Raw genomic sequence first — 10652 nt, forward strand, 5'->3', positions numbered from 1 at the left:
TCTCGGTCGAGTCGCCGCCCACGGCGGTGTTCGTCGCGGACGACGAGATGGCGATGGGTGCGCTGCGGGCGTTGCGCCGTGCCAGGCTCCGCGTGCCGGAGGACATGTCTGTTATCGGCTTCGGCGGGCACGACAAGGCAGAGGTGTTCGAGCTGACGACGGTCGTCCAGCCGCTGGCCCGTCAGGGGAAGATCGCCGCCGAGTTGCTGCTCAGTCTCCTCGACGCTGTTCCGGATGCTTCCCAGAACCTGGACGCCTCGGAAGTGGTCGTGCTGCCCGTGAGCATCGAGATCCGTGACACGACGTGCCGCCCCGCGAGCGGAACAACATAACTCCGCCGGCTTATGCCACCCGCGGTCCCATCGTCCAACCGACGATCTCAAACACCTTCTTATGGCGCGCTCGTCGTTATGCGGTGCCGTCGCGGATGGCTCCTTGTCGATGGCTATGTAGGAGAGTGGGGCCCGTAGCAGCCCCAGCGCGGCGATCCGCAGCCCGCGCGAGACGATGGACTCGCGGAACGCCGCAAGCAGCAGTTCAAGATCTGTCAGGGCCTCCTCGCCCGCGATGCCGGTCCGTCTCGAAGTCGTAGTGCCGCATGTCCGGGGCAGGGCCCTGGAGTGTCCAGCCCCCGTCGACGTGGAGGATCTCCCCGGTGACGAACGACGAGGCGTCCGACGCCAGGAACACCAGCGGGCCGATGTAGTCCTCGGGCGTCGCCATGCGGCCCAGCGGAATGACGGCGCTCCAGCTTCGATCGAAGTCGGGGTTGTCCTGCCAGTTGCGCTCCATACGCGTGGCCGTGGGCGCGATGGCGTTGACGCGCACACGCGGCGCGAGCCTCAGGGCGAGGTGGCGTGTCATCGCCTCCAGGCTGCCCTTTGATGCGGTGTAGACGGCGTGGTATCGGAGCATCAGGGTGTCGGCACAGGTTGAGATGTTGATGATCGATCCACCCCGCTCCCCCATTGCGGCCACCGCGGTTATGGTCGTCAGGAAGGCGCCCCGAAGGTTGGTGCTGATGGCGTCGCCCCAGTCCTCGAGAGTCGTCGCTTGTGCCGGGCCAAGACGGACATGCGCGACGTTGTTGACGAGCACATCGATGCTGCCAAGCTCGCAATGGGCCGTGTCGATCAACCGCTGCGCGTCCTCGGGGACGCCTACGTCAGCGCCGACCGCCACGGCGATGCCGCCTGCCTCCTGTATACGCCGGCACGTCTGCTCGGCGCCCGCGCGGTCGTTCTTGTAGTTGACGACCACGTTTGCGCCGGCCTGACCGAGGCCGGTCGCCAACGCACGGCCAATCCCCTTGCTGGAACTGGTGACGACGGCCACCTTGCCGTCGAGCGCACCTGCGGAGGTCATGCGTCTCCTCGGGGAGCGGACTGAGGGCTTGGGGAGCGCTGGGGCGTGGCGGACAAAGAGGGACCTCCCGAGTCGAGCAGGTGTGGCGGTGGCCACCGAGGGTTCCGTAAACGCCTACCGCCAGCTTGAGTGTAAGCCCTTGCAGAAGGCGGTGGAACTTGACGTAGGCTCCGGGCACGGTGATCCCGGTCGCCAGGCGGGCTGACCGGGTGGCGGGTCCCGGCGGCGGGTCCCGGTGGCTACGCCGGGGACTGATGGCGAGTCAGGGATGGGCGGCCAGCGACCCCGCGCGATCGTGTTGTGGGTGTAGCCGGTCTGTCTGCCGCGCCCACGCGCTCGAACCGGGCCGCCTGAGGGTTGACAGAGGGTGTCTCACTCGGAGTCCTCCTCATGCCAGGTGCGGCCGTCGCGTTCGATCAGCTCGGCCGCGCCGGCCGCGGCGCGCGACAATGCGCCCACAGGCACGCCGCACTCCAGACCACGAGGACATAAGACATCTCCGTGATCTACAAGCGGCGTGCCTGCTTTCGTGTCCGCGACACGTGGTCCAGCCGTGCCCGCGGTCCCCCATACCGCTCTACCAGGACCGATCACCCGAAACCGACAGAGCTGGCTAAACCGACCGAATCGCATCCTTGCAAGAGCCCTGGGGCCGCCGGAACCCCGGCCAACCCCTCAGGCGAACTAGATCCCAGCGACCGAGCTCGCATGGCAACTCTACTGCAAGCGCTTACGGAAACCGGACGTGTGTCGCTGAACACACGCCCAATGCGGACCGCATGGCCGCCGACCAGGGCTTCCCGCCGCGGATGAAGCGGAACAGCGGATCGCGATTTCTCGTAGGCCCGTGCCAGGGCTTCCGCATCAGATTCAGCCTCAGATTTGTTCACGGCACTCTCTTCCATAACGATTCCTCATATCATTCCGGCCCATTGATTCCGCGCCGTCCAAGCTAGAGTGCCAGGAACTCGGGTGGCGCTGGTTCAGCGGGTGAACACCCGGTGTCAGACCGCCGGCGGTGTTGCTCATGGACCTACCCCGGGCGCAGATGCTTCACGACCGGCCGACTTACTGGTCGTCCTCGGGAGGACGAACGGCCAGCAGGTAGCCGTAGCGGATCTCGGGTGAAGTCGTCCGGCTGGCTTTCACCGAGAATCCCGCCCGTGTCAGCAACCTTCTCCACTGCTCCCGAGTCCGCATGTACTCCCCGGAGCGCCGAAGGATCCGGTCGAGTATCTGTGCGTCCTTGAGCGCATGGCGGTAACAGTTCTGCTCCGCAGCATTGACTATCTTCCGATAGTAGACGTCGCAGACATCGTCGATGTCGTTCTGGCTCGATAGTGCCGAGGTGTCGAGAAATGTCTCGCCAAGGACCAGGCGGCCACCAGGGAAAAGCTCCCGGTAGCATTTTTCCAGGGCCCGAGAAATCTGGTCGTGGTCGACGTGATGCAACGACATGACCGCGATGATCGCATCGTACCGTGTGTCCGGTCTGTAGTCGAGGTAATCGGCGTGGACCAGCCGGGTCTCCTTCCTGCCCGGCCGGCTCAGTGGGACGCGCTCGAGCATCCGCACGCTGCTGTCGAGCAGGTCCAGACGCGCGACGAGCGGGAGCCTGGCCACGAGCGCGCCGTCGCCGCAACCGAGATCTAGGACGACGTCCGCTGGCTGAGGGTTTGCGGCCGTGATGCACGCTTCTAGCAGCTTGGAGTGTTGCCGCAACCCGGGCAGTTGGTAGCCGTCCCGCTCCCAGGCGTCGAAGAACGACTGGCCAGGGAGCGGGACGGCCACGGCCCAGTCCAGTATGGCCCGATCAAGGCTGGGAATGTGACTTGCCACCGCGTCGAGTGTGTCGGCCAGCCGCGCGCGGTTGTACTCCCAGCTCGTCATCGGGCCCCGGGCCCGCCTTGCCACCTCCAAACCGTGCCAGGTGGAGGGCGGGACGCCGAGCCCGTCGTGCATGGCCGCCGCGTGTACGTCCTCCTCCAAGCGGCGTCGCAGTTCGGCGTCCGCACGATCGTTGGCATTGTCAGACACGTTCTCCATGGCCCTTCCTTCGATCGTCAACACACACTGTCGTCATGGGGTTGACCAGCCTGAGTGCCCGCACTCGGGCGGCGCTGGTTACGGTGAGTAAAACCGCCTGTCAGGCCACCGGCGGCGTTGCTCATGGACCTACCCTGCGCGCCGGCGCTTCACCTCCTCGGCGAAGGCGATGTCAGCGGCGGTCACTTTGCCGTTTCCAATCATCTCGAGCACCTGGGCGACTGAGGCGAGCCGCGACTCGATGGCGGCGGAACCGGACTCGAGAATGCTGGGGAGAGCGGCATCCACCGCCGCGAAAACGACGCGCAAGATTCAGCACCGGACCACCGGTACAGAGTGGCCCGCCAGATCGCGTCCTCCTCGCCGGTTCCCGCGATCGGGGAGTCCACCCGGGCGATCAACATGAAGCCCTTGCCCTGGAGAACATCCTTCACCATCATAATTTTAGTGACGAACTCGTTTGCGTCGGCGAGCTCCTGACCGGGCGGGAAACTGTTCCTCTTAGGGAATGCCTTGTCCTCAATTCACACAGCGTAAACACCTGCGTGCTCGTACTCGCGGACGAGGTGGATCAGATTGTTGATATCACCGAACCCGATGTCACAGCCCGCGATGAGAGGTCGAGCCGGTGCGCTCCCACGCTGCTGATCGCGTTGACGACAGTGGTCTCACCGTCGTCGACGGCCACCCGGCACAGCTCGCGCAGTGGTGCCAGCAACCTGGTGGTCGTCTCGTGATGAACAAGGACCTGCAACCGGATCGCCGGATCCCTTCGCAACGCCGCGACCACAACCTTAGGGTTGACGTCAGTCGACGTCCGCTCCCCGTCGGGCTGGTGCTGGCCGTCTGCCACCGCTGCCTCCTGCCTCCTGCCTCCTGCGCGGATGCCGCCATCGGTATGCAAGCGCATACCGATCTTAATCGGCCTTAAGTCTACTTCGCCGTCCGCATCCCTGGAGGTAATGGTCGCCACACACGCGAGGCTTCCCTGAATCTGCAGGCTACAGGCACATGGCCGCGACTCCGCCTCACCCGATCGTGCGCATCGGATCACGCTTCCCCATGATCCAAAGTGGGTGCGACCTAGAAAACGCTTGCAGTAATCAAAATTCGATCAAGTTTACGATCATCGATCTGGGCCGCTTGACGGGTTCCGGCGGGTGCGCTGGGAACGAGAGGAACTTGGTCAACAGGTCCTATGAGAGCAACGTGTTGATCGGCGACCAGGAGATCAACGAAGACCATTGCGGCACGGACCTGTTGAACCGGCAGGCTGCGAGGATGGTGACGGCGTTGGGAGCGACCATGACCGGATCGACGGGGCCGAGCCGGTGGCCGCGCTGTCCCGTTCCAGGCCATCTGGTCCGGGTGATGACCGGCGACAGCGGCTTCTGCCCCCGCGGCGTACATGGCCGCGATCGGCTCGATCCGGTCGACGGCGTGGAGAAGACCCTGCCGGCGATCTCCCGGCGGCTGGTGGTCCAGAAACGGGTGTGGACGCTGGCCGCCGGGGATACGGGTCATCATCCGCAAGGAGCGGCCGCACCCCCGGCGGCGAGCTGGTCGCCGCCGACGACGAGGAGCGTCGCAGTGGACGGAGGACCGTCTGCCGATCGGGCCGGTCAAGGAGTTTCTTGAGCATCACCGGCTGATCGGCTCGTCGCCGAACACGGTCCGGTCGTATGCGCATGCGCCGGCGGGCTGTTGTCGTGCGTCACCTGCTGTCCGGCTCACCATCATGCCGGCGCAGGCAACCAGCGGCGGCGACGTGCCGTTCCCCGGGAAAAGGCCGGGTAACGCGAACGGATCAGTAGGAAGAGCCGCTGATCTCGTCCGCGAGCTGGTGCGCCAGCTCCGGGGTCGCCGCGATCACGCCGGACCATCGGCGGCTGAGGTCGGGGACGATCTCGACCGGGCGGCCGAAGGCGTCGATCACCGCGCCGCCCGCCGCCGGGACCAGCACGGACGCGGCGGCGATGTCCATGATGCGGTGCGTGTCCGAGCCGGCGTCCGCGAAGGCGTCCGTGGAGCCCTGCGCCACGAGGGCGGCCTCCAGGCAGCTACTGGACAGGATGCGCACCCGCGCGGCCCGGCGGCTTACCCGCAGCCACGCCGCCTCGTTCTTGGCCTGCGGCCGCAGGAGGCTGACCGCGGCGCCGTCGAGTGCGCGCCGGCCTGTTGTCCAGTAGGGCGACGGGAGGCCGACTTTCGCATGCCAGCCGCGGCCGGTGTCCAACCATACGTACGGTGAGGGCCTCGGTCGCCCTGCCGTCGACGGCGACCACGCCGGAGAAGGCCGACAACGGCACCTCCGCGACCGCGTTGGCGGTGCCGTCGACCGGATCGACCACGAGCGTGACCGCCGAACCGTTGTCGATGACACCGATCTCCTCGCTGATCAGGTTGACCCGCTGGGCGTTCACCACCTCCGCCACGGCGGTGTCGACCAGCAGGTCCAGACGCGTGGTGAGGGTGCCGTCGGCGCCCATGCCGACCTTCTCGGCGAGCTCCGCGCGCGTATACCGCTCGCGCGCATCGCGAAAGGCGCCCACCGCCGCGCGGGCGGCTGCGGCCAGCGCGGGATCCGTCCCGGCCGGAATCTCCGGCTCGGGAACCGGCCACCGGGTCACCGCCGCACCCCCGATTGTCACCAGACACCCCAGGATGACAACACGGACCGCACCACCGGCCACGGGCGGCGCGGCTCGACCAGCACAAAGTCAGCGCGCAGCCCCGGCTCGAGCCGACCGCGGTCGGGAAGTCCGGCGACCTCGGCCGGCCCGGCGGTCACCAGGCCGATGGCGGCCGGCAGGGTGGCGAGCCCCTGCTCGGCGAGCAGCATGGCGGCCGCGAGCAGACCGGAGGGCAGGTAGTCCGACACCAGCGCGGTCACCAGGCCGCGGCCGACCAGGTCACGGCCGGAGGCGTTGCCGTTGTGGGAACGTCCCCGCAGGATGTTCGGGGCGCCTATGACGACGGGAAGTCCGTGGGCGCGGGCGGCTTCCGCCGCTTCGATCGTGGTGGGGAACTCGGCGACCGCGCAGCCGCGGTCCCGCAGCTCGGCGATCTCGGCGGCCGAGCTGGGATCGTGCCCGAGCAGCCGGATTCGCGCCGAGCGCGCGGCGAGCCAGACCAGGGCCTCCTCGCGGATGTCGAGCCTGCCGTCCCGGTCGGCGATGAGCTGGTCGACATGCTCGCGAGCCTCCGCGTCGGACATGCCGCGGCTGCCCATCAAATAGCGCTCGTAGTGCTCGCGGACGGCGTACTGGCCCTGGCCCGGGGTGTGGTCCTCGTGGGAGACCAGGGCGCCGTCGGGAACCTGGTCCAACCGCCGCGCCAGCGCGGACAGCGCTTCCGGGCTGCGCACGTCGAGCCGGTACAGGATCCGGTGGTCGACGAGCCCGCCGGTATAAGCATCGATCGCCTCGCACGTCTTCTCCGCCTGGCCCACGCTGCGCGGGATGTCGTGGTGGGTGTCCTCGAAGGAGATGCCGTGGAACACGGTCGTCACGCCCGCGGCCCGCAGCTTGCCCTCGAAGGACAGCAGCGCGAACTCGATCGGCAGCTCGGCGCCCGGTCGGGGCAGCTGCTCGTTCTCGATCCCGTGGCGCGCAGCGCGTCCTCGACACCCGGGTCGACCTCTTCCACGGAGTCCGCGACGAGCTTGCCGAGCAGCCCGACAGCACCGACGCCCAGCGCGAGCACCCCGGCGACCGCACCGAGCCCGGTGATCACCACGAACACGATCGCCAGCACCAGATCGGGGATGCCCCGCACACACACGATCAGCAGCCGGTCGCGATGGCGCGGCCGAGCCCGTCGATACCCACGAAGCCGAGGACGACCGAGACCCGCAGGTTGATGTCCAGCCGGTGCAGCGCGGTCGCCACGAACGCGGGCAGCACCTGCGGCAGCACGCCGGCCACCAGCTCCCACGGCCCGCGCCGCCCGCGCGCATGGCCTCACGCGGGCCCTCGTCGATCTGCTCGACCGCGTCGGCGTAGAGCTTGCCGACCATGCCGACCGAATGCAGTCCCATCGCGAGAACCCCGGCCAGCGCGCCGAACCCGAACAGCCGAAAGAACACGGTCGCCAGCACCACGTCCGGCACCGCGCGGGCCGCGACGATCACTGTCCGCGCGCCGAACCGTGCACCGCGGTGCGGCGCCGTGTTCCCGGCAGCCAAGACCGCAAGCCCCGTGCTGAGCACCACCGACAGCAGCGTGGCGCAGATGACGATCGACATGGTCTGGCCGGTCAGGCGCAGCAGCTCCCCCGCGGTGGGGAAGTCCAGGGGGAGCATCCGGGCGGCGAAGTCGGCCGCGTTCCGCCCGCTGTCGATCAGCGTCGCGACGTTGATCGACAGCGCGGCGAAGGCCCACCCGGCCAGGCCGAGCAGCCCCAGCAGCGCGGCCATGCCCAGGACCGAATCGGTCCTGGGCCGGGCGAGGGTTCGCCCCGTCACGCGATGGCCCGCAGCGGGCCGGCTCGGTAGATCATGGCAACGGCCTGCTGGTGGTCAAGGTCGCCCGCAGCCTTGTCCAGCACGACCTGGCCCGAGCGCAACCCGACGATCCGGTCGGCCCACGACAGCGCCAGCTCGACCTGGTGCAGGCTGCACAGCACGGTCAGGTTCCGTTCGCTCGCGATTTCGCGGATCAGGCCCATCACCTGCGCCGAGGACTCCGGGTCCAGGGAGGCAACCGGCTCGTCCGCGAGCAGGATCTCCGGGCGTTGCATGAGTGCCCGCGCGACCGCGACCCGCTGCTGCTGCCCGCCCGACAGCGTGTCCGCGCGCTGGAACGCCTGTGACGCGAGCCCGACCCGTTCCAAGTGCTCCAGCGCCTCGAGTCGCACCGCCCGCGGATAGGTGACCAGACCCAGCCGCAGGCCACGCAGCCTGCCGAGCGCGCCGGTGCACACGTTCTCCAGCACCGAGAGGCTGTCGACCAGGTGAAACTGCTGGAACACGAAGCTGATCCGGCGACGCAGCTCCCGCAACCGCGCGCCCCGCGCCTGGCCGACGTCCGTGCCGAGCGCGATGACCCGGCCCGCGCTTGCCCCATGCAGGCCGTCGACGTGCCGCAGGAGCGTCGACTTGCCCGAACCGGACAGCCCCAGCAGGACGACCACCTCGCCGGGCTCGACGGTGAACGACACCTCGTCGAGGGCGAGCGTCTGGCCGAACCGCTTGGTCACCCCCTCGAAGCGGACGGCGCTCACTCCGCCGCCGTGCAGCTCTTGGCCTTCGTGACCTCGCAGACGTGCCGCACCGGGTCGAAGAAGGTGTCGGCGACCTTGACGAAACCCCAGTCGCCGGACTCGTCGACCATGCACTTACCGGGTGTGCAGAACCCATGGGACTCGAGGTAGTCGATGTTCATGTGCTCCTGGATCACTTTGGCGATCTTGTCCTTGAGCGCGGGATCGAGGTCGTCACTGATCGCGATCGGTGATCCGGGGATGAGGCCGGACTTCCACACCGTGGTCAGCTCGCCGGCCTTGAGCTGACCCTTCTCGATCAGCTTCTTGTCGACCATCGCGTCGTAGGCGAACCCGGCGTCGCACTGCCCCTTGGCCACGCCGAGCGCCGACGCATCGTGCGTGCCGGCCAGCACCGCGGTGATCTCGCTGTCGGGGTTCACCCCGGCGTCGATCAGCCCAGCCCGCGGATAGAGGTAGCCCGAGGTCGAGTTCGGGTCGACGAGGCAGACCTTCTTACCCTTGAAACCCGCGAGGTCGTGAATCGGCGAACCGGTCTTCACCACGCCGTAGGAGCGATAGCCCGGCGAACCACCTTTCTCCGCGAGCGCCGCGGCGACCGCCGTCGCCCGCACTCCGGAGGTGCGGGCGACCAGATAGGACAGTGCCCCGTACAGCGCGATATCGACCTTGCCGCTGCGCTGCCCCTCGATGACGGCGGCGTAGTCGGTTGCCCGCTGGAACCGGATCGTCTTCCCGGTTTCCTTCCGCAGCAAATCGATCGAGGACTGGTAGTCCTCCTGAAGTTTGGCGGACCTGCCCCCGACCACCGGCCCGCTGATCATGTCAGTCAGCCGGCGTCTCCTCGGCTGGGCGCTCTACCCGACCTCGCCCAGCGGGGCGATCCACCGTTCCCAAGACCTCCCCGGGGAGGTGGTCGCTGGTGGATGGCGGCGTGAGGGCGGCGATCGCGGGTATCACGCAACGGTCATGACCTCTCACGAAGAGCGAATCTTTCGATCGTGTTCGGGCGCTAGGAGAGCCATGAACCCAGAGGGTCGCGGACCGGCCAAGCCGGTGCGGGTGGGTGCGGGCAGCGGGACACCGGCCTGGCCCGCCGGCGACGGTGCGCACGCGTCGCGACTTGAGACCGTCGCATCCTGGGCCGCCGTGTTCACGATCGTGATGGCCGCGGTCACGCTACTCGGTTGGACCCTGGACAACCACGTGCTCACGAGCATCAAACCCGTCTGGCCGTCGACGAAACCAAACGGAGCCGTCTGCGGTCTGCTGCTCGGGTTCTCGCTGTGGAGCCGACTCGGCCGGCGGCGAACCGCCGTCCGGGCGGCGGGACAGGGGGCCGCCGCCCTTGCACTGGCGATCTCCGGACTCTCTCTCGTCGAGTCGGCCGTGGATCGGAATTTCGGCATAGACGAACTTCTCTTCATCGACCAGGCCACAGCCTCGCAGTCTCATCCGGGGCGGATCGTGCCTTTCGGCGCGGCCATTCTGGCGCTGTTGTCGCTCGCCCTGCTACTGTTCGATACCCGCCGGTGGCGAGGAAGGTACGTGGCCCAGGCCCTGGTCTGCGTCGCGGGGTTCATCTCCTTTACGGTGCTGCTGAGCTATCTGTACGGGGTCGATTTCACTTCCGGTTACACGAGGGTCGCCGTCCCGGCGGCGGTCGCCACGCTGGTGCTGTCGGTCGGAGCGACGCTGGCGCGGTTGGGTTATACCCCGCTGGCGATCCTGGCGAGTTCCGGGGCCGGCGGGGGCGTCGCCCGCCAGTTGCTGCCGGCCCAGGGTGACCCGCAAAGTCATTGATGCAGGTCAGCGGGGTTGTCGAGAGTGAGGATGGCCAGGAGCAGGGCGTTGTCGTGTCGGATTCTGCGGATGGTCGGGGCGATGCGGTTATGGCCAGCGAGGCGAATCAGCCCGATGATCAGGTTACGGAGTGTGGTCATGATGCGGGGCAGTGGGCCGGTCCGAACCCGCGAGGCATCCTCACGGAACGTCACATCGCGCACCCAGTGGACCTT

General features: G+C 67.9%; 12 protein-coding genes and 3 pseudogenes. 3 read left to right on the forward strand and 12 right to left on the reverse strand.

The features are described from left to right. The coding region (locus BMG523DRAFT_RS20710; protein WP_043592089.1) for a substrate-binding domain-containing protein at positions 1 to 332 on the forward strand (332 nt) is incomplete at its 5' end. A gap of 205 nt (positions 333 to 537) precedes the next feature. Here the strand turns inward: BMG523DRAFT_RS20710 and BMG523DRAFT_RS20715 are convergent. The 5 genes and pseudogenes from BMG523DRAFT_RS20715 to BMG523DRAFT_RS27125 all read right to left on the reverse strand — a co-directional run bounded on the left by BMG523DRAFT_RS20715 (position 538) and on the right by BMG523DRAFT_RS27125 (position 4264). Then, entirely contained in the window at positions 538 to 1365 is an 828-nt protein-coding gene (locus tag BMG523DRAFT_RS20715) for an SDR family NAD(P)-dependent oxidoreductase (protein WP_011436580.1), read from the reverse strand. Positions 1366 to 2433: 1068 nt separating this feature from the next. Then, complete coding sequence (locus BMG523DRAFT_RS20720; RefSeq protein ID WP_043592091.1) at positions 2434 to 3411, reverse strand: class I SAM-dependent methyltransferase; 978 nt, start codon at positions 3409 to 3411, stop codon at positions 2434 to 2436. A gap of 129 nt (positions 3412 to 3540) precedes the next feature. Then, a complete protein-coding gene (locus BMG523DRAFT_RS26790) occupies positions 3541 to 3720 on the reverse strand; it encodes a hypothetical protein (RefSeq protein WP_035913105.1) in 180 nt (59 codons plus the stop codon). A 56-nt stretch (positions 3721 to 3776) separates the two neighbouring features. Further along, positions 3777 to 3935: pseudogene (locus BMG523DRAFT_RS27545) on the reverse strand (phosphoenolpyruvate phosphomutase); the annotation flags it as partial. Between the two features lie 47 nt (positions 3936 to 3982). Next, entirely contained in the window at positions 3983 to 4264 is a 282-nt protein-coding gene (locus BMG523DRAFT_RS27125) for a hypothetical protein (protein WP_043592093.1), read from the reverse strand. Positions 4265 to 4422: 158 nt separating this feature from the next. Here BMG523DRAFT_RS27125 and BMG523DRAFT_RS20735 point away from each other — a divergent pair, with 158 nt between their 5' ends. Next, entirely contained in the window at positions 4423 to 5049 is a 627-nt protein-coding gene (locus tag BMG523DRAFT_RS20735) for a hypothetical protein (protein WP_152987887.1), read from the forward strand. Positions 5050 to 5218: 169 nt separating this feature from the next. Here the strand turns inward: BMG523DRAFT_RS20735 and BMG523DRAFT_RS26035 are convergent, their stop codons facing one another. From BMG523DRAFT_RS26035 to BMG523DRAFT_RS20755, 6 genes and pseudogenes are all read right to left on the reverse strand, one after another. Continuing rightward, the gene (locus BMG523DRAFT_RS26035) at positions 5219 to 5491 is read right to left on the reverse strand and encodes an inositol monophosphatase family protein (RefSeq protein ID WP_198031058.1); all 273 of its coding nucleotides are present in this window, start codon (positions 5489 to 5491) and stop codon (positions 5219 to 5221) included. Continuing rightward, positions 5472 to 6062, reverse strand: a complete 591-nt coding sequence (locus BMG523DRAFT_RS20740; RefSeq protein WP_200875440.1) for an inositol monophosphatase family protein — start codon at positions 6060 to 6062, stop codon at positions 5472 to 5474. Before BMG523DRAFT_RS20740 ends, BMG523DRAFT_RS26035 begins: the two co-directional genes overlap by 20 nt. Then, positions 6059 to 7012 (reverse strand): alpha-D-ribose 1-methylphosphonate 5-triphosphate diphosphatase, encoded by a 954-nt coding sequence (locus BMG523DRAFT_RS27550; RefSeq protein WP_349256648.1) that lies wholly within the window; start codon positions 7010 to 7012, stop codon positions 6059 to 6061. Before BMG523DRAFT_RS27550 ends, BMG523DRAFT_RS20740 begins: the two co-directional genes overlap by 4 nt. After that, positions 7009 to 7828, reverse strand: a pseudogene (locus tag BMG523DRAFT_RS27555) (PhnE/PtxC family ABC transporter permease); the annotation flags it as partial. The pseudogene BMG523DRAFT_RS27555 and the gene BMG523DRAFT_RS27550, both read right to left, overlap by 4 nt. Before the next feature lie 44 nt (positions 7829 to 7872). Next, positions 7873 to 8634, reverse strand: a complete 762-nt coding sequence (gene phnC, locus BMG523DRAFT_RS20750) for a phosphonate ABC transporter ATP-binding protein (RefSeq protein ID WP_011436575.1) — start codon at positions 8632 to 8634, stop codon at positions 7873 to 7875. Further along, positions 8631 to 9458, reverse strand: a complete 828-nt coding sequence (locus BMG523DRAFT_RS20755; protein WP_043592096.1) for a phosphate/phosphite/phosphonate ABC transporter substrate-binding protein — start codon at positions 9456 to 9458, stop codon at positions 8631 to 8633. The genes phnC and BMG523DRAFT_RS20755 overlap by 4 nt, the downstream gene beginning before the upstream one ends. Positions 9459 to 9657: 199 nt before the next feature. On the opposite strand from BMG523DRAFT_RS20755, the gene BMG523DRAFT_RS20760 reads away from it, so the two are divergent. After that, a complete protein-coding gene (locus tag BMG523DRAFT_RS20760) occupies positions 9658 to 10437 on the forward strand; it encodes a hypothetical protein (RefSeq protein ID WP_043592098.1) in 780 nt (259 codons plus the stop codon). Here BMG523DRAFT_RS20760 and BMG523DRAFT_RS20765 read toward each other — a convergent pair. Then, positions 10431 to 10652: pseudogene (locus BMG523DRAFT_RS20765) on the reverse strand (ISAs1 family transposase); the annotation flags it as partial. The gene BMG523DRAFT_RS20760 and the pseudogene BMG523DRAFT_RS20765 sit on opposite strands and share 7 nt — an antisense overlap.

Source organism: Frankia sp. BMG5.23, assembly GCF_000685765.2.
Lineage (GTDB): Bacteria > Actinomycetota > Actinomycetes > Frankiales > Frankiaceae > Frankia > Frankia casuarinae.

Excerpts from the sequence above, each read along its gene's own strand:
- BMG523DRAFT_RS20715 (WP_011436580.1), bottom strand. The coding sequence starts at position 1,365 with ATGACCTCCGCAGGTGCGCTCGACGGCAAGGTGGCCGTCGTCACCAGT.
- BMG523DRAFT_RS20720 (WP_043592091.1), bottom strand. The coding sequence starts at position 3,411 with ATGGAGAACGTGTCTGACAATGCCAACGATCGTGCGGACGCCGAACTG.
- BMG523DRAFT_RS20735 (WP_152987887.1), top strand. The coding sequence starts at position 4,423 with ATGGCCGCGACTCCGCCTCACCCGATCGTGCGCATCGGATCACGCTTC.
- BMG523DRAFT_RS20755 (WP_043592096.1), bottom strand. The coding sequence starts at position 9,458 with ATGATCAGCGGGCCGGTGGTCGGGGGCAGGTCCGCCAAACTTCAGGAG.
- BMG523DRAFT_RS20760 (WP_043592098.1), top strand. The coding sequence starts at position 9,658 with ATGAACCCAGAGGGTCGCGGACCGGCCAAGCCGGTGCGGGTGGGTGCG.